The 18,001-nt window shown below is 67.9% G+C and carries 15 protein-coding genes and 1 pseudogene; 3 read left to right on the forward strand and 13 right to left on the reverse strand.

The features are described from left to right. Positions 1-71 precede the first annotated feature (71 nt). The 5 genes and pseudogenes from RV045_RS08055 to RV045_RS08075 all read right to left on the reverse strand — a co-directional run bounded on the left by RV045_RS08055 (position 72) and on the right by RV045_RS08075 (position 6,305). Complete coding sequence (locus RV045_RS08055) at positions 72-1,853, reverse strand: cation:proton antiporter domain-containing protein (RefSeq protein ID WP_423235268.1); 1,782 nt, start codon at positions 1,851-1,853, stop codon at positions 72-74. 125 nt (positions 1,854-1,978) lie between these two features. Further along, a pseudogene (locus RV045_RS08060) lies at positions 1,979-3,337 on the reverse strand (MFS transporter); the annotation flags it as partial. Continuing rightward, positions 3,334-4,110 carry an exodeoxyribonuclease III gene (gene xth / locus RV045_RS08065; RefSeq protein ID WP_423235269.1) on the reverse strand — a complete coding sequence of 259 codons (777 nt, stop codon included), beginning with the start codon at positions 4,108-4,110 and terminating at the stop codon, positions 3,334-3,336. The pseudogene RV045_RS08060 and the gene xth, both read right to left, overlap by 4 nt. Before the next feature lie 10 nt (positions 4,111-4,120). Beyond that, positions 4,121-5,077, reverse strand: a complete 957-nt coding sequence (lipA, locus tag RV045_RS08070) for a lipoyl synthase (protein WP_423235270.1) — start codon at positions 5,075-5,077, stop codon at positions 4,121-4,123. Positions 5,078-5,093: 16 nt separating this feature from the next. Beyond that, on the reverse strand, positions 5,094-6,305 hold the full coding sequence (locus RV045_RS08075) for a class I SAM-dependent methyltransferase (protein WP_423235271.1): 1,212 nt from the start codon (positions 6,303-6,305) through the stop codon (positions 5,094-5,096). Positions 6,306-6,391: 86 nt separating this feature from the next. Between RV045_RS08075 and RV045_RS08080 the strand changes: the two genes are divergently transcribed. Together RV045_RS08080 and RV045_RS08085 are read left to right on the forward strand one after the other, a co-directional pair. After that, positions 6,392-7,222: an SDR family oxidoreductase gene (locus RV045_RS08080; RefSeq protein WP_423235272.1), complete on the forward strand. Its 831-nt coding sequence runs from the start codon at positions 6,392-6,394 to the stop codon at positions 7,220-7,222. A 7-nt stretch (positions 7,223-7,229) separates the two neighbouring features. Beyond that, positions 7,230-7,673, forward strand: a complete 444-nt coding sequence (locus RV045_RS08085) for a dihydroneopterin aldolase (RefSeq protein WP_423235273.1) — start codon at positions 7,230-7,232, stop codon at positions 7,671-7,673. 28 nt (positions 7,674-7,701) lie between these two features. On the opposite strand, the gene phaR is transcribed toward RV045_RS08085, so the two are convergent. From phaR to RV045_RS08100, 3 genes are all read right to left on the reverse strand, one after another. After that, entirely contained in the window at positions 7,702-8,412 is a 711-nt protein-coding gene (gene phaR, locus RV045_RS08090) for a polyhydroxyalkanoate synthesis repressor PhaR (protein WP_423235274.1), read from the reverse strand. A 131-nt stretch (positions 8,413-8,543) separates the two neighbouring features. After that, a complete protein-coding gene (locus RV045_RS08095) occupies positions 8,544-9,197 on the reverse strand; it encodes a YiaD family glycine zipper/OmpA-like lipoprotein (protein ID WP_423235275.1) in 654 nt (217 codons plus the stop codon). A 44-nt stretch (positions 9,198-9,241) separates the two neighbouring features. After that, positions 9,242-10,186, reverse strand: coding sequence for a GGDEF domain-containing protein (locus tag RV045_RS08100; RefSeq protein ID WP_423235276.1), 945 nt, complete (start codon positions 10,184-10,186; stop codon positions 9,242-9,244). Between the two features lie 235 nt (positions 10,187-10,421). Between RV045_RS08100 and RV045_RS08105 the strand changes: the two genes are divergently transcribed. After that, on the forward strand, positions 10,422-11,798 hold the full coding sequence (locus RV045_RS08105; RefSeq protein ID WP_423235277.1) for a heme biosynthesis protein HemY: 1,377 nt from the start codon (positions 10,422-10,424) through the stop codon (positions 11,796-11,798). Positions 11,799-11,825: 27 nt separating this feature from the next. Here the strand turns inward: RV045_RS08105 and RV045_RS08110 are convergent, their stop codons facing one another. From RV045_RS08110 to RV045_RS08130, 5 genes are all read right to left on the reverse strand, one after another. After that, positions 11,826-13,163 (reverse strand): MFS transporter, encoded by a 1,338-nt coding sequence (locus tag RV045_RS08110; RefSeq protein WP_423235278.1) that lies wholly within the window; start codon positions 13,161-13,163, stop codon positions 11,826-11,828. A 27-nt stretch (positions 13,164-13,190) separates the two neighbouring features. Then, complete coding sequence (locus RV045_RS08115; RefSeq protein WP_423235279.1) at positions 13,191-13,676, reverse strand: MarR family winged helix-turn-helix transcriptional regulator; 486 nt, start codon at positions 13,674-13,676, stop codon at positions 13,191-13,193. 36 nt (positions 13,677-13,712) lie between these two features. After that, positions 13,713-15,260 carry a DHA2 family efflux MFS transporter permease subunit gene (locus RV045_RS08120; RefSeq protein WP_423235280.1) on the reverse strand — a complete coding sequence of 516 codons (1,548 nt, stop codon included), beginning with the start codon at positions 15,258-15,260 and terminating at the stop codon, positions 13,713-13,715. 6 nt (positions 15,261-15,266) lie between these two features. After that, positions 15,267-16,445: a biotin/lipoyl-containing protein gene (locus RV045_RS08125; protein ID WP_423235281.1), complete on the reverse strand. Its 1,179-nt coding sequence runs from the start codon at positions 16,443-16,445 to the stop codon at positions 15,267-15,269. 80 nt (positions 16,446-16,525) lie between these two features. Beyond that, positions 16,526-17,995, reverse strand: coding sequence for an efflux transporter outer membrane subunit (locus RV045_RS08130; RefSeq protein WP_423235282.1), 1,470 nt, complete (start codon positions 17,993-17,995; stop codon positions 16,526-16,528). Positions 17,996-18,001: the final 6 nt, after the last annotated feature.

The following is an 18,001-nucleotide window of genomic DNA, read 5'->3' on the forward strand; positions in this document are numbered from 1 at the left end:
TTCAACTTCAGAATATGGTAAGGGCAGATTTTCGCTGCAAAGCGGATAAAAAGGGGAAAAGACCCTGTATATCACCTGGTCGGAGCGGGCGTGGCGTGGGCGCCACCCCCGGCGGATTCGGCCGGATCGGCTGGCGCCCCCGGCCCGGCCTCGGGGGGCGGTGGCGCGAGACGGCTGGCCGCGATGTGCGCGATCATGCCGCGCGCCAGTTCTTCCTCGCCCAGAAATACGGTCACGCCCTCGCCCGCCATCAGCTCGGCCTCGTCGGCGCTGTGGCTGCGCAGCACGATGCGGATACCGGGATTGAGCGTGCGCGCCGTCTCCATCATGGTCTGCACATCGACCGGATCGGCCACCGCCACGACCAGCATCGCGGCGCGGGCAATGTGCGCCTGTACCAGCACCATGGGCTCGGCGGCGTCCCCGCAGACGGCGGTGTGGCCCGCGTCGCGCAGCTCATCGACCGACTCGCGGTTCTGCTCGACCACGACGACGGGGATCTCCTGTTCGCGCAGCGCGCTGTGGATGCGCCGCCCCACCCGCCCGTGTCCCACCAGAACGACCTGGCCGTGCAGGAAGGAGTCCTGCGTGCTCATGGGCAGTTCGGCCAGCGGGTCGGCGCGGGCATCCAGGCGGCGCGCCCAGGCCCAGTGCTCCAGCATCCAGGCGCGCAGAGGCTCGATGGCGGCAAAGAGCGCAGAGTTCAGCGCAATCGAGACCAGCGCACCCGCCAGCACCAGGCTCTGGCCCTCGGGCGGCAGCAGGTTCAGACCCACGCCCAAGCCGGCCAGAATGAAGGAGAACTCGCCGATCTGCGCCAGGCTCGCGCCCACCGTCAGCGCCGTGCCCAGCGGGTAGCGCAGGGCCAGCACCAGCGCCATGGCGGCCAGGGTTTTGCCGACCACGATGATGCCGACCACCGCCAGCAGCTTGAAGGGCTGGGTCCAGATCACGGCCGGATCAAACAGCATCCCGACCGAGACAAAAAACAGCACCGCAAACGCGTCGCGCAGCGGCAGGGATTCGTCGGCGGCGCGGTGGCTGAACTCGGATTCGCGCATCATCATGCCGGCGAAGAAAGCGCCCAGCGCGAAGGACACGTCAAACAGCTTGGCAGCGCCAAAAGCCACGCCCACCGCCATGGCGACCACGCCCAGGGTGAACAGCTCCTGCGAACCCGTACGCGCCACCCACCACAGCACGCGCGGCAGCAGGCGGCGACCCACGACCAGCATCAGCGCGATGAAGGCGCAGACCTTGGCCAGCGTCCAGCCTATGGTGGACCAGAGCTGCGCGGTGGACACGGCCGTGCCGCTATCGCCCTCGGCCAGCAGGCCAGACAGCGCGGGCAGCAGCACAAGCACCAGCACCATCACGAGGTCTTCCACCACCAGCCAGCCCACGGCGATCTGCCCGTTGAGCGAGGACAGCACCCCGCGCGCCTCCAAGGCTTTGAGCAGCACCACCGTGCTGGCCACCGACAGGCACAGGCCAAAAACCACCGAGGCGCCAAAGCTCCAGCCCCACAGCGCCGACACCGCCATGCCCAGCAGCGTGGCCACGGCGATCTGCACCAGCGCACCCGGCACGGCGATGCGCTTGACCGCCATCAGATCAGCCAGCGAAAAGTGCAGGCCCACGCCAAACATCAGCAGCATCACGCCGATTTCGGCGAGCTGCGACGCCAGACCCAGGTCGCCCACATAGCCCGGCGTGTGCGGCCCGACCAGGATACCGGCCAGCAGATAGCCCACCAGCGGCGGCATTTTCAGGCGGCTGGCCATCAGGCCAAACACCAGGGCCAGACCGAAACCGGCCGCAATCGTGGCGATCAGGCTGACGTCATGCGGCATAGGGCGGTCTCCGTGTTGTCGCTGGGGCTGTTGCGGGAATCAATGACAGCATCTTAACAGCAATTCAGTTTAAATTGACTGCATTTAACCGCAAACACGCATCAAAATCAGGGATTATGCCGTTATCTTCCGCCTATCCAGCGACGCAGGCCCTGCAGGTACTCGGGCGAAGTCAGCGCCAGGTGCGCCGTCACGGCCAGGTTGGCCAGGCCCATCAGTGCGAAAAGCTGCGGCAGCGACAGCCCCGCCGCCATCAACGCCCCAGCGATCAGCGCGCTGGCGATCATGTACAGCGCGTTCAGGATGTTGTTGGCCGCGATGATGCGGGCGCGGTGCGTCACCGGCGAGCGCGACTGCACCATGGCATACAGCGGCACGATGTACAGCCCGGTGAACAGGCTCATCAGGGCCAGATCGGCCATCACCCGCCAGTGCGCGCCCTGGCCCACGAAAGCGGTCACATCCAGCAGCGTCTGGCCCGACGGCACGGGCAGCGCGCGGGTGGCGAAGTACAGATCGACCGAAAACGCCGTCATGCCCAAAGCGCCGGGGATGACCAGACCCAGTTCGACGCGGCCCCGGCTCAGGCCCTCGCACAGCAGCGAGCCCACGCCCACGCCCACCGAGAACAGCACCAGCAGCAGCGAGGCCACGCCCTCGTTGCCATGCAGCACGTCGCGGGCAAACACGGGGAACTGGCTGAGGAAGACCGCGCCAAAAAACCACATCCAGCTGATGCCCAGCAGCGCGCGGAACACGGTTTTGTCCTGCCGCGCCATCATCAGGTTGGCCCAGGTTTCGGTGAAAGGGTTCCAGTTGATGCGCAGGCCCGGCGCGCTGGCGGGCAGCGGCGGCACGCGCCACACCGTCACCAGACCCAGCAGCGAAACACCCAGACAGGCCAGCGCCACCCACAGCGGCCCCTGCTCCGGCACCGAAACCAGCACCCCGCCCACCAGATTGCCCAGCAGGATGGCCACAAACGTGCCCATTTCGACCACACCGTTGCCGCCGACCAGCTCGTGCGGCTTAAGCGTGGCGGGCAGATAAGCGAACTTGACCGGGCCAAACACCGTCGAATGAAGCCCCATCAGCATCACGCCCAGCAGCAGCAGCGCCGGGCTGGGTACCAGAAAGCCAACCAGGCCGATCGCCATGATGCCCAGCTCACCGACCTTCACCCAGCGCATCAGCAGGTGCTTGGGCAGGCGGTCGGCGAGCTGGCCGCTGGTGGCCGACAGCAGCACAAAAGGCAGGATGAACAGCGCGCTGATCACCAGCCCCGCCAGTTCGCGCGGCAGCCAGGCCACCTGCCACTGGTAAGTCACCAGCACCGTGAAGGCGAACTTGAAGAGGTTGTCGTTGGCCGCGCCCAGGAACTGCGTCCAGAAAAAGGGGGCGAAGCGGCGCTGGCGCAGCAGCGCGAACTGGCTGGGGTGCGGCTGCGCCGGCGTAGGAGCGTCCGGCCCGCTGCCTGAGCTCATGCAGGATCCAGCTGCACCCAGACCGGCGCGTGGTCGCTGGGCCGCTCGTTCTTGCGCGGCAGGCGGTCGATCTCGCAGGCCGTGACGCGACCCACCAGCGGCTGGCTGGCCAGAATGTGGTCGATGCGCAGGCCCTGGTTCTTGCGAAAGGCCAGATTGCGGTAATCCCACCAGCTCCAGCTTTTCACCGGCTGCTCGAAGAGGCGGAAGGCATCGACCAAACCCAGCGCGGTCAGCGCCTGGAAGTGCTCGCGCTCCTGCGGCGTGCAGTGGATCTGGCCCGCCCAGGCCACCGGATCGTAGACGTCGGCGTCGGTCGGGCAGATGTTGAAATCGCCCATCAGCAGCAGATCTGGCGTGCGCACCAGCTCGCCCTGAAGCCAGGCGCGCAGCGCATCCAGCCAGCGCATCTTGTAGGCGAACTTGTCGCTGTCGGGCGCCTGGCCGTTGGGGAAGTAGCCCCCGACCACACGCACGCCATCGACCGTCGCGGCGATGACGCGGGCCTGCTCGTCCTCAAAACCGGGGATGTTTTTCACCGGATCGCTGACCTGGCAGCCCGCGCGCGCCAGCAGCGCCACACCGTTATAGGTTTTCTGGCCGTGCCACAGGCTGGTGTAGCCCGCCTGCGCCAGCGCCTCGTGGGGGAATTTGTCGTCGGTGAGCTTGGTTTCCTGCAGCACCAGCACCTGCGGCTGGTGGGCGGCCAGCCAGTCCAGCACCTGCGGCAGGCGCACGGACAGCGAGTTGACGTTCCAGGTGGCGGCTTTCACGCGGGGCCCGTCAGACGTGCGCCGCCTGCTGGTCGGCGTGGTAGCTGGATCGCACCATCGCGCCCACGGCGGCGTTGACAAAGCCCATGCGATAGGCTTCTTCCTCGAACATTTTGAAGGTGTCGGGGTGGACGTAGCGCTGCACCGGCAGGTGGTGGCCGCTGGGCGCCAGGTACTGGCCGATGGTGATCATGTCGATGTCGTGCGCGCGCATGTCGCGCATCACCTGCAGAATCTCTTCGTCGGTTTCGCCCAAGCCCACCATGATGCCGCTCTTGGTCGGCACGCCGGGCACCTGCTCCTTGAACTTCTTGAGCAGGTTCAGGCTGAACTGGTAATCCGAGCCCGGACGCGCCTGCTTGTAAAGGCGCGGTGCGGTTTCCAGGTTGTGGTTCATGATGTCCGGCGGGGCTTCGCGCAGGATGCCCAGGGCGCGGTCGTCGCGGCCCCGGAAATCGGGCACCAGCACCTCGATGCGTGTCTGCGGCGACGCCACACGCACCTGGCGGATGCACTCGGCGAAGTGCGCGGCGCCACCGTCGCGCAAGTCGTCGCGGTCCACGCTAGTGATCACCACATAGTTCAGTTTCAGCGCCGCGATGGTCTTGGCCAGGTTGGCGGGCTCGTCCGCGTCCAGCGGATCGGGGCGGCCGTGGCCCACGTCGCAGAAGGGACAGCGGCGCGTGCACTTGTCGCCCATGATCATGAAGGTGGCCGTGCCCTTGCCAAAGCATTCGCCGATGTTGGGGCAGGACGCCTCTTCGCACACCGTGTGCAGCTTGTGCTCGCGCAGGATATTTTTGATCTCGTAAAAGCGCGTGCCCGCACTGCCCGCCTTGACGCGAATCCAGTCGGGCTTTTTCAGCTGCTCGTGCTGGGCCAGCGGCACGATCTTGATGGGGATGCGCGCCGTCTTGTCGGCAGCTTTCTGCTTGACGGTCGGGTCGTAAGGCGTGGGGGTGTTCATGGGTGTGAGTGTAATCTCAGCCCAGCGCGCCAGTTCGGTCGCCCTGCGCAAACCCCAGCCAGTGGCGGGTCGCGTCCAGACCGCGTCCCAGCAGCAGCACCTTGAAGAGCTCGCCCATTTCGTGCTCGGCCCACAGCTTGTGCGCGTTGGCGGTGGTGCGCGCGCTGGCCACGCGCTCCTGCGCCGTCGCCTGGGGCAGTTCGGCCAGACGCTGCGGCAGGCCGCAGTTGATCAGGAAACGCCCCTGACTGGTGTAGCCCAGCACGTCCAGCCCCGCATCCTGCGCGGCCAGCGCGACGCCGGTGAAGTTGACGTGCGCGGTGATGTCTTTTTCGCCCGGCTCGGCCAGCGGCTGGTCGTCCGCCCGGTGGGCACGGTGGCACATCAGCGTGCCCGTGGCGCGCTGGGGATGGTAGTAGGTGCGCTCTTCAAAGCCGTAATCCAGCCAGAGCATCGCGCCGCGTTTCAGCCGGGCGGCCAGCGTGCCCACCAGCGCCTGGCCCTGGGGGTGAATTTCGCTGGTGTAGCCGGGCGGAAGCTGCGGCGCGATCTCGTCCAGCAGCCCGGCGCAGCGCGCGTCCTGCGCGGCCAGCAGCGCCCGGTCCAGAGGCCTGTCCTGCCACTGCCAGGCGTTGGCAGTGTCGTCCCAGACGGCACCGCGCTCCCGCCAGGCGGGCTCATCGTCCACAGAGCGCACGACCACGCGCACGGGGACGGCGTCCAGCAGCTCGTTGCCCAGAATCACGCCCTCGAAGGATTCAGGCAGGGCCTCCAGCCACTGCACGCGCTCGCCAAAGCGCGCCAGACGCTGCGCCTGACGGCCGCGCAGGCTGGGGGAGACGTCCAGGATGCGATAAGCGACGTGCGGTGGCAAAACGTCCAGCAGCGCTTCGGCCAGCGCGCCACTGCCCGCACCCAGCTCCAGCACAGTCTGCGTGCCGCTGGCCTGCAGCAGCTCGGTCACCTGCGCGGCCAGGGTGTGGCCAAAGAGCGGCGTCAGCTCGGGCGCGGTGACGAAATCGCTGCCCGATTCCGGCCGCTCGCCCAGCTTGGGGCTGCTGCGCGTGTAATACCCGGCCTGCGGGTGGTAAAGCGCCTGCTGCATGAAGGCATCAAAACGCAGCCAGCCGCTGGCATCGCGGGCGGCCAGCAGGGCCGCGTGGAGATCAGGATCAGGTCCGAGCCGACCGGGTACTGGCGCGAATGCAGGGGCAGGAAAATCATTCATGGGCAGGGACTTGCGTTGGAGCAGGCGTCAGCGCGGACACGCTTGCGGGACAATCCGCGCATTGTCGCAAACCCGGAAAGCACCCCATGACCGCCCTGCCCTCCGCCCCCGTCGTTCTGGTCACCGGCGCCGCGCGCCGCGTGGGGCGCTGCATCGCCCTGCATCTGGCCGCGCAGGGCTGGCGAGTGGCCATTCACGCCCGCCACTCGCTCGACGAAGCGAACGCCACCGCCGACGAAGCGCGCCGGGCGTCGGGCCACGGGGCTGCCGTCTTCGTCGCCGATCTGGCCGACGAGGCGGCCTGCCGCGCGCTGGTGCCACAGGTCGTGGCGCAGTTCGGGCGGCTGGACGCGCTGGTCAACAACGCCTCGCTGTTTGAATTTGACGACAGCGCCACGCTGACTGGCGAGCGCCTGCAGCGCCACATGGCCACCAACACCCTGGCGCCGCTGCTGCTGACGCAGGCGCTGGCCGACCACCTGGCGCAGCGCGCCCAGGCCGGGTCCGGGCACGAGCCCCAGACGCAGCGCCCCTGGCCCTGCGCCGTGCACATCCTGGATCAGAAGCTGCACAACCCCAATCCCGATCACCTGTCCTACACCCTGAGCAAGGCCGCACTGAAAGAGGCCGTGCGCCTTCAGGCCATGGCGCTGGCGCCGCGTCTGCGTGTGGTGGGCATCTCGCCCGGGCTGACGCTGGTTTCCGGCCCGATGAACGAAACCGAATTTGACGCCGCCCGGCGCATGACGCCGCTGCAGCGCTCGTCCACGCCCGAAGACATCGCCCGCGCCGTGGCCTACGCGCTGGACAGCCCGGCGCTGACTGGCTGCGATCTGCTGGTCGATGGCGGTCAGCATCTGATGGGCCAGGGCCGCGATGTGCTGTTTCTGGCGCAAAATGCGCTTTCCCAGCTTTGATCGCGACATGAACTCACTGACTTTCGGCGCCTGGCCCGACCACGCCCTGCCCCCCTGCCGCCGGCTTTTCCTGCGCAATTACAGCGTGCAGATGGGCATAGGCGCGCACGATTTCGAAAAGCGGGGGACGCAGCGCGTCTGCCTGAACGTCGATCTGTACGTGCCGCTGTCCAGCTCCACGCCCAGTCAGGACGAGCTGGACGAGGTCGTTGATTACGATTTCATCCGCTCGACCATCGCCGCGCGCATCGCCACCGGCCACATCCAGCTTCAGGAAACGCTGGTTGACGATCTGCTGATCAGCCTGCTGGCCCACCCGCGCGTCGCGGCCGTGCGCCTGAGCAGCGAAAAGCCCGACGTCTACCCCGACTGCGATGCGGTCGGCGTCGAGGTCATGGGCTACAAGCTGGGGTCAGTCGACTCAGCCGGTTTGGCCAGTCCGTCTGACTGACCCGCAGGCGGATCAGCCTGCAGCCGCATCAGCCTGCAGCCGGTTTGCGGCGGCGGGGTTTCGGGGTCACCGGCGCCTCAGCGGGATCGCCAGAAGGAGGCGCATCCGACCCGGATGCCGCAGGCTCTGACGTCGCCGGAGGCTGGAAGCTGGCGAAAAACTGCTCGCCGGCCTGGCGCAGCTGGTCCTGCTGGGCCTGCCACTGCGCCGTCATCTGCTGCATCCAGTCGCTGCCGGGCAGCGCCCCCACGCCCGGCAATACGCCCGGCAAAACGGCGGGCATCACACCAGGCATCACCCCGGGCAGCGGCGGTGGTATCCCGGCAAACGGCTGGGCGCCGGGCAGCTGGCCCAGCTGCTCCAGTTGCGCCTGCCACTGCGCGCCCAGGGAATCCTGCAGGCGCGACACGCCGGCGAGCGACTGCTCCAGCCAGGCGCCCAGGCTGCTGTGCATGGCCTGGCCATAGACGCGGATCAGCACGCGCAGCATGGTTTCGCTAAAAATCGGCGCGCCCGCAGTTTCTTCTTCCAGAATGATCTGCAGCAGGATGCTGCGGGTGAGGTCCTCCGCCGTCTTGGCGTCCACCACGCGAAAGGGCGTGCCCGCCACCACCATGGCCTTGACGTCGGCCAGCGTCACATAGCTGCTGCTGTGGCTGTCGTACAGGCGGCGGTTGGGGTATTTCTTGAGCACGCGCACGGCGGCGGTGGGCGCGGAACTGCTGGGTGAGGATTGCACTGCGGGGCCTGTCTCGTTGACTTTGTTCGATCAGACCATTTTACGGGCGAAAAAAAACCGCGCCACCGGGTTGTGGTGGCGCGGTCCTGCGATGCCTTGCAGCAGACTGCCCGAGGGCAGCCCATTGGCGATCAGCGCGGAGCGGCTTCGCTCACGTAGATCTCGACACGGCGGTTCTGGGCACGGCCCTCGTTGCTGGCGTTGCTGGCCACGGGTTCGCGCGAGCCACGGCCTTCGATGGCGAAGCGGTTGCTGGCCACGCCGCGCGAGACCAGGTAATCGCGGGCGGCCGCAGCGCGATTCAGCGACAGCGGGTTGTTGATGGCGTCGCTGCCGGTGTTGTCGGTGTGACCAATGATGGCCACGCTGGCGGCCGGGTTACCCACCAGGCCGGTGGCGAACTGGTTCAGCACATTGGCCAGGGTGGAAGAAATCTGCGCGCTGCCCACCGCGAAGCCGGCATCAGCGGGGACGTTCAGCTTCAGGCGGTTGTCGGCCGTGCGGTCGACCTGGATGCCGGTGCCTTTGGTGGCGGCTTCCATCTGGCGCTTCTGCTCTTCCAGACGCTGCGACCAGACATAGCCGCCCAGTGCGCCCAGGCCTGCACCGATGGCGGCGCCCTTCAGGGCTGTCGTGCGGTCGCCGGTGGCAGCACCGATCACGGCACCCGCCAGGGCGCCCAGGCCAGCGCCTTTGCCGGTGGTCTGCTGACCTTCGGTCATGTTGGCACAGGCCGACAGCATGAGGGAGGAAGCCAGCACGATAGCAGTCACTTGGGTACGCATAATTTCTCCTTGAATTGGGACAGTTCGGGGTCTGTCACGATGGATCAGTCGTTGGCTGAAGTACAGCCTTGCAACATGTTGATGCCGTTCATGACCGAAAAGTTCCCCGACGGCGCGACTGTACCAGCCAGAGTCAGCACCGGCGCCTGCGGGTTCATGCGAAGCAGCGCCTGACCGATGAGTTCGCCCGGATTCTGTTGCGCGACAGACTCAACGGCGACCATGTCCACGGGCAAGGAGACGCTCTGGCCGCTGACCACATAGGGCTGGTCAAGCAGCGTGCGCAGCTTGGCCTGCACATGGGCGACATCCTGCGGCGTATCCATGACAGCCAGCAGGATGGCGAACTGGCTGGGCCCCAGCGACGCCACCACATCGCTGGCGCGCAGCGCCGAGCGCAGACGCACCGCCACCTTGCGCCGCAGCACGCTGGCGGCCACCGAGCCCAGGCTGCCCTCCAGCGGCGCCAGGCCCTGGAACTGCAGCACCAGCAGCGACATGGGCGCCGGATCGCGGGCGCGCAGCGCCAGCAGGTGGGACATGTGTTCCTGAAGCTGCTTCTGGTTGGGCAGGCCGGTGGCCATGTCCAGCGAGAGCGAGCGGCGCGTGTCGCTGAGCAGCGTCTGGCGCTCGACCGCCATGCGCAGCGCCTTGGCCAGAAGATAGCTGCCCGCCTCGCGCGAACTGAGCGCATCCTGCACGCCCAGCGTCACCAGGTGTGGCAGCAGGGCGGGATCAGGTTCGGTGCTGACCAGCAGCACGGGCACGTCGGCCAGCAGCAGCTGGGCGTTCCAGCGGCGCAACTGGGCGATGGCATCGGTCAGGTTCCAGTGCAGCAGCAGCACGTCGGGCGGCTGCGCACGCAGGGCATCGGTGACCGCGGGCAGATCGGCCCGGGCCTCGACCACAAACGGGCCGTAATGAGACATGGACAGGTCAGGAACCCAGCCCTTCTCGCTGACCGACAGAACCTCCAGTGGCGTTTTCATGCAGCGTGCCCCCGGCAGACCGGAGGATGTAAGCGGACGATTTGAATTTGTGTTCATTGAACCGCGAAACCGTCCATCGTCAAAGATCGTTTTCCCTTGGAATCCGGTGCTTTTTTGAAGGGCAGTGGGCGACAGGCGACAGTGCCGCGCAGCATGACCGCCCCGGCGCCCCCGTTCCGGGGGCCGGGTGTGAGCGTGTCACAATCCCTGCACAGGCAGACAGGAAGGAGTTCCCATGCGTTATGTGATCGTGCTCGTTATCATCGCCATTGTCGCGGCCCTCGCCGCGTCCGGGCTGGGTTATGACCAGGGCGCCGTGTCCTTCGTGATGGGCGGCGTGAAAACCGATCTGTCGCTCAACCTGTTTGTGGCGCTGGCGCTGGCGCTCTATTTGCTGCTGCTGGTGCTGACGCTGGCGGTGCGCGCCCTGTTTCGCGTGCCGCGCCGTCTAAGCCAGTGGCGCGGCCACAAGCGCGATCACCAGGCGCAGGTGGCCCTGCGCGCCGCCATCGCCGACACCTGGGCCGGTCGCGAAGCGCAGGCCACCAAATCGGTGCACCGTGCACTGCAGCTTTTTGCCGCACTGCCTGAAGGCGCTCAGGACCCCGATGCGATGGCGCTGCTGCACCTGCTACAGGCCGATGTGGCCCACCACCGCAAACAGCCGGACGAACGCGACGCCGCACTGGCTCACGCCCTGACCCAGGGCCAGACCGCTCACCCGCGCGTCAACCCCTGGGAAGAATCGGCCCGCCTGTGGCAGGCCACCTGGGCTCACGAAGACGGCCAGCACGAAGCCGCCCTGGATCTGATTTCTGCCCTGCCCGACGCCGTGCGCCGCCGCCCGCGCGTGGCGCGCCTTTACACCGACGCGCTGCTGGCGCTGGGCCGTCCAGTCGATGCCCTGCACGCCGCGCAGGCCATGGGCCAGAAACCGGCCTTCTTCGCGCTGACCACGCGCAAGGCGCCGACCGCCGAATCCGAGCTGAAGACCGGCCAGGCGCTGACCGTGGCGCTGAGCCAGGCCAGCGATCTGGACGCGCTGGACACCGCCTGGCGCGACGCAGGCAAAGCCGCGCAACACCAGATTCAATGGGCCGCGCTGGCCGCACGCCGGGCGCAGCAGCTGGGCGACAGCGGCCGCGCGCTGAACTGGCTCAAGCCGCTGTGGGATCGCTACTTCGATCAGCCGCAGGACAGCCGCCCCGAGCTGGGCCTGGCCGTGCTGCGCGCGTCAGCCGCCACCGATGCAAAGTGGCTCAAAGCCACCGACAAGGTTTACGCCCGCCACGACAGCGATCCCCTGCCCGCCAGCGTGCTGGCCGCCTGTGGCCTGATTTTTGCGCACCAGGGCCTGAGCGGCCGGGCGCTGGCGCCGCTGCAGGCGGCCGCCGATTCGGGCGAGCTGCCCGCCGCCGAGCGCCGTCTGGCCTGGCTGTGGCTGGCGCATCTGCACGCCCAGCAGGGCCATGCGGATCAGGCCGCAGCGGCGCAGCGTCAGGCGACGGCGCTGGAGGATGTCCTGCTGGCGGCGCTGCTGCCCGCAGGCGCAGCGCCCGCTGAAGCCGAGGCCGCGCCTCAACTGGCCGCTCCCGACGCCGTAAAAGGCTGAAGTCAGGGGTGACGTCAGGGGCTGAAATCAGCGCTGGGCCAGGTCGTCGCGGCTGGTCTCGCGCGCCATCAGCAGCGCCACCAGGGTCACCAGAGCGCACACGCCCAGGTAAATACCCACGCCCTTGAGGCCGTAGCTGTCGTTCAGGCCCACCGCCACCAGCGTGGCGACCGAGGCGCCCAGAATCGACGCCAGGTTGTAGGCCAGCGAGGCGCCGGTGTAGCGCACTTCGGTGGGGAACAGCTCGGGCAGGATGGCCGCCATGGGGCCGAAAGTCAGGCCCATCAGCGTCATGCCCAGCACCAGGAAAATCATCACCCCGCCCGGCGTGCCCTGACCCAGCAGCTGGGGCAGCAGCACAAAGCCGAAAATGGCGATCGCGACCGTCGTCCAGATCAGCAGCGTGCGCCGCCCGATGATGTCCGACAGCCAGCCCGAGATCAGGGTGAAAGCGCCAAACAGCAGCGTGGCGCCCATCAGCATTTCCAGAAACAGGCTTTTGTTGATGCCCAGGCCCGTGACGATACCGGCCGCGTTGGTCGCCGCCGGGCTGACCGAGTACTTCTGGCTGAACACCGTCATCAGGTAGAACAGCACGTAAGTCGCGACCATGATCAGCGTGCCGATCAGCATGGCGCCGCCGTGCTGGCCAAACACCCGGGCCAGCGGCACCTTGACCTTTTTGCCCTGCGCTTCGGCCTGGCGGTAAACGGGAGACTCTTCCAGCGACAGGCGGACATACAGGCCCACCATCACCAGCACCGCCGACGCCAGGAAAGGAATGCGCCATCCCCAGCTCATGAAATCTTCCGGGCTCATGGACGAGCTGACCGCGAAAAACGCGCCGTTAGCCAGCAGCAGCCCGATGGGTGCGCCCAGTTGCGGGAAGGAGCCAAACAGGCCGCGCCGTCCGGGCGGTGCGTTCTCGGTGGCGACCAGCGCTGCCCCGCCCCACTCGCCGCCCAGGCCCAGACCCTGACCGAAGCGCAGCAGGCACAGCAGCACCGGCGCGGCCAGGCCGATCTGGCCCTCGCCCGGCAGCAGGCCGATGAAGAAGGTGGACAGGCCCATCACCAGCAGCGACGCGACCAGCGTGGTCTTGCGCCCCAGGCGGTCGCCGTAGTGGCCAAACAGTGCTGAACCCACGGGCCGCGCAATGAAAGCAATCGAGAAGGTGGACAGCGACAGCAGCGTCTGCGCCGCCGGGCTGGCCGTGGGGAAGAACAGCGGGCCGAACACCAGCACGGCGGCCGTGGCGTAGATGTAGTAGTCGTAAAACTCGATGGCCGTCCCGACCAGGGACGCACCGAGCACCTTGGCGGGCGAGTTGAGCCGCGCTGCCGCGGCGGTTTGGGGCTGTGACATGGGATTCCTTTTTCTTCTGCGAGGCAATTACCGGGATTCGGTACAGCCCGATCCGACCCGCATGGCCGGGATGGGCAGACCCAGATTGTCCGCCACATGCGCCATGACACGGCGGCAGGCCGCGATGTCGTCAAGCGACAGTCCTTCAAAGCTGCGGCTGCGAAAGGCCAGCAGCCGGGCTTCGATGGCCTGCACGCGCTCTTCGCCCGCCGGCGTCAGATGCAGGGTTTTGGCGCGGCGGTCGGTGGGGTCGTCCTGGCGCTGCATCAGTCCGGCCTCGACCAGCTGGTCGATGTGACGCACCAGGGTCGAGCCCTCGATGCCCACATGCTCGGCCAGCGTCACCTGGCGCTGACCGTTGCCCAGGCGCCACAGCACCAGCAGCGCCCAGGCCGCCGCCTGCGACAGACCGAAATCGTCCAGCTCGCGGTCGGCGTGGGCGCGGTAGCCCCGGCTGAGCATCACCAGGTGCAGGACGCAGTCGTAGATTTCGCGGTCTCGCGGGCTCAGCATGGCAGCACTCCGGTGGCGGATGGGAACAAGGCCGGATCAATGGCCCGCACTGGCCGGGCCGGCCTTGGCCGAGAACGGCGGCCGGGCAAACCACAGCAGCAGGATCAGGCCGACAAAAATCCAGGCCAGCGCATAAAACAGCTCGTTGAAGCCGAGCTGCACCGCCTGCTGGGTGATGAGCTGATTGGCCTGCGCCAGCTGCGCCGTGGGCGTGGCGCCCAGCAGCGGCAGCGTGGCCGTGGCCTGGCTGTTGTAGGCGGAAATGCTCTCGGTCAGGTGCGCGTGATGGACCACGCCGCGCTCGTCCCACAAAAAGGTGGTGATCGATGCCGAAAAACTGCCGCCCAGCGTGCGCAGAAAGGTCGACAGGCCCGATCCGCCGGGAATCTCGCGCGGTGACAGATCAGACAGCATGATCTGGATCATGGGCATGAAGAAGAAGGCCACGCCCAGACCCATGATGAACTGCGTCAGCGCCACGTGGAAAAAATCCACCTGCACGACAAACTGCGAGCGCATGAAGGACACCAGGCCCATCACCACAAAGGCGAAGGACGCCATCAGCCGCAGGTCCACCTTCGAGCTGTACTTGCCCACCACCGGCGTCAACAGGATGGGCAGCAGGCCAATCGGCGCCGTCGCCAGACCCGCCCAGATCGAGGTGTAGCCCAGGTTGCGCTGCAGCCACAGCGGCACCAGCAGGCCCATGGAGAAGAAGGCCGCATAAGCCATCACCATGGCAATCGTGCCCACCAGAAAGTTGCGCTTGCGAAACAGCGTCAGGTTGACGATGGGGTCGTCGTGCGTCAGCTCCCAGATCACGAACACCGTCAGCGCCACGACCGACACCAGCGTCAGCGCCACGATCAGCGGCGAGGCGAACCAGTCGGCGTCGTTGCCCAGGTCCAGCATGATCTGCAGGCTGCCCACGCCGATCACCAGCAGAAACAGGCCCATGCGGTCCAGCTTCGGGGTCTCGATCGGGTCGCGTCGCTCACGCATCTGCTGCGCGATCACCGCGCTGGCAAAGAGGCCAATCGGCACGTTGATGAAGAAAATCCATTCCCACGAGTAGTTGTCGGTGATCCAGCCGCCCAGAATCGGCCCGGCAATCGGCGCCACCACGGTGATCATGGCCAGCAGCGCCAGCGCCATGCCGCGCTTGATGGGCGGGTAGATCGAGATCAGCAGGCTCTGCGTGATCGGGTACATCGGCCCCGCCACCGCGCCCTGCAGCGCACGGAACAGGATCAGCTCCGGCATGTTCGTGGCGATACCGCACAGGAAGGACGCCAGCGAGAACAGCATCGTCGCCCAGATGAACAGGCGCACTTCGCCAAAACGGCGCGTCAGGTAGCCCGTCAGCGGCAGGGCAATCGCCGTGCTGACCGCGAACGAGGTGATCACCCAGGTGGACTGGCCGCTGCTCACGCCCAGGTTGCCCGCAATGGTGGGCAGCGAGACGTTGGCGATGGTCGTGTCCAGCACCTGCATGAAGGTGGCCAGACACAGGCCCATGGTGGCGATGCCACGGCTGGGCGGGTTGAATGCGGCCTCGTGGACCGACTGGGCCGGGGTGCTCATGGTGGATCAGCTATGGCTCGGCAGGTTGGCGGTGATCACCTCGCGCACCACCGCATCGGCCTGGTTGAGCTGGTCGGTGTAGACCGACGTGGCCTGCGTGCCGCGCTGGTCGGGCACGGCCGCCAGCACCGGGCCCTTGCGGTCGTGGATATCGACATCCACCGACATCGACATGCCCACGCGCAGCGGGTGCGTCTGCAGCTGTTTCACGTCGGTGAAATCGACCTGCACCGGCACGCGCTGCACGATCTTGATCCAGTTGCCCGTGGCGTTCTGCGCGGGCAGCAGCGAAAAGGCGCTGCCCGTGCCCAGCCCCAGGCTGGTGATGCGGGCGCTGTACGTCACGTCCGATCCGTACAGATCAGCGTGCAGCGTGACCGGCTGGCCCAGGCGCAGATCGCGCAACTGGGTTTCCTTGAAGTTGGCATCGACCCAGACGGCCTGCAGCGGCACCACCGCCATCAGCGCCTGACCGGCCTGAACGTTCTGGCCCAGCTCGGCGTTGCGCTTGCCGACAAACCCGTCCACCGGCGCGACGATGTGCGTGCGCTGCAGGTCCAGCCAGGCGGCGCGCAGGCGGGCGGCAGCCACTTCGACCTCGGGGTTGCTGTCCACGGCAGCGTCGCCCAACAGCACCTGGCGGCCCTGGAACTGCTCGCGGGCGCTGGCCAGCGCGGCGCGGGCGCGGGTCAGGGCGTTGCGCGCCTGGCTCAGCTCTTCGGCCGAAACTGCACCGCTGGGCGCCAGACGCTCGCGGCGCTGCACCTCCTGCACGGCCAGTTTTTCGGCGGCCACGGCGGCATTGAGCTGCGCCTGCGCACCGCTGACCTGCGTGTGCAGGCCGCTGAGCTGGCGCAGCGAAGTCACCAGCGCAGCGCGTGCCGAAGCCAGCGCGAGCTGCGCCTTGCTGTCGTCCATTTCGGCCAGCACCTGGCCAGCCTTGACGGGATCGCCGTTGTTCACCAGCACGCGCACCAGCGTGCCGGGCGTCTGCGCCGACACCGGCACGATGTGGCCGGCCACGTAGGCGTCGTCGGTGCTCTCGTACCAGCGGCCGTCCAGCAGATACCAGGCGGCTGCGGCGATGGCGCCCAGCACCACCACGGCGCCGACGCCGCGCAGCCACAGCTTGCGCTGGCGGGGTTTGTCACTGACAGGGGTGTCGGGGGAGGAAGTCGTGCTCATCGTGGGGCTCCGCAAGGGGAAGGATTCGTTCAGTCCAGAAAATCAGGAAAATCAGAAATCGGGGGAAGGAAACGGTCGGCTCAGCGCGCCGGGTCCGTCGCAAAACCACCGCCCAGCGCGGCCACCAGCGCCAGGCTGGTCTGCCACTGGCGCTGGCGCAGGCCCTGCTGCTGCTGCTGCGCCGCCAGCGCGGCGGTCTGCGCGTCCAGCGCCTCCAGGGCGTTGCCCAGGCCTTCGCGGTAGCGCAGGCGGGCCAGATCGGCGGCCTTGGCGGCCTGGTCCACAGCCGTCTGCTGGGCCGCGATCTGGGCGTCCAGCGCGCGGCGGGTCTGCCACTGGTCGACCGCATCGTTCAGCGCGGTGACCAGGGTCTGGTTGTACTGGGCCACGGCTTGGTCATAGCGGGCGTCCTGCTGAGCCAGGCCTGCGCGCAGGCGGCCACCGTCAAACAGCGGCAGGCTGATGCTGGGCCCGATGTTGGCAAACAGCGACGGGATCGAGAACAGCGTCAGCGTGTCCTGGCTGCCCAGTGATCCGGCCAGCGCACCCAGCGAGACATTGGGCATGAAGCGCGCTTTCTGCGCGCTCACGCTGGCCTGCGCGGCCTCGACGCGCCAGCGCGCCGCGACCAGATCCGGCCGGCGGCCCAGCAGACCCACGGCCAGGTCGCCCGGCAGACGGCGTCCCAGCGCCAGCAGCGCGGGGGCGTCCAGGCGCGGAGCGCGCAAATCCAGCGTGCTGTCCGGCCCGGCGCCGATCAAAGTGGCGAGAGCCAGACGGGCGTGCTGCACGGTCTGGCGGCTGGCCTCCAGCTGCTGGCGAGCCTGCGCCTGAGCGCTGCGCGAGCGCGCCAGGGTGATGGCGTTGTCCAGGCCATCGCGGCTGCGCTGCTGCACCAGAGCCAGCAGGCGGGTGGCCGTGTCCACCCCGGTCTGGGCCAGCTTTTGCGTGACCTGCGCCTGCGCCCAGGCCACATAAGCCTGCGTCACCTGCGTGGACAGCGCCAGCCGGGCGGCGTGGGTATCGACCTCGGCGGCTCGCGCCTGGCCGACCGCGGCCTGCAGCGCCTGGGCGTTGGCGCCCCACAAATCCAGATCCCAGCTAGCGCGTACCAGCGCGTTTTCGCCCAGCTTGGGATTGCCGTCCAGCACCTGCGGCGCCAGACCCGTCGGCAGACGCGTCAGCGACACGCCGCCGCTGGCGCCCACACTGGGACGCGACTGCGCCAGCACGCCGCCCGCCGCCGCCTGCGCCTCGCGCCAGCGCGCCTGAGCCAGCGCCAGCGTGGGGCTGCCTTTGAGCGCCCGCTCGATCAGGCTGTTGAGCTGCGCGTCACCCAGCGCCGTCCACCAATCCTGGCGCGGCCAGGCGGCGGGGCTGAGGTCGGTCGTGCTGCGCGTGGCGCTCAGGCGGGTGGCGTCCAGCGCCTGGGCCTGCGGCGCCAGACCCGCCGGGCTGGCGCAGGCGGCCAGCAGCGCGCTCGCGGCCAAGGCGCTGATCAAGGCGCTGGAGGGCCAGCGGCGCTGGCGGGTCAGGGTTTGGGAAGGCATGGGGCT

This window comes from Amphibiibacter pelophylacis (assembly GCF_037688875.1).
GTDB lineage: Bacteria > Pseudomonadota > Gammaproteobacteria > Burkholderiales > Burkholderiaceae_C > Amphibiibacter > Amphibiibacter pelophylacis.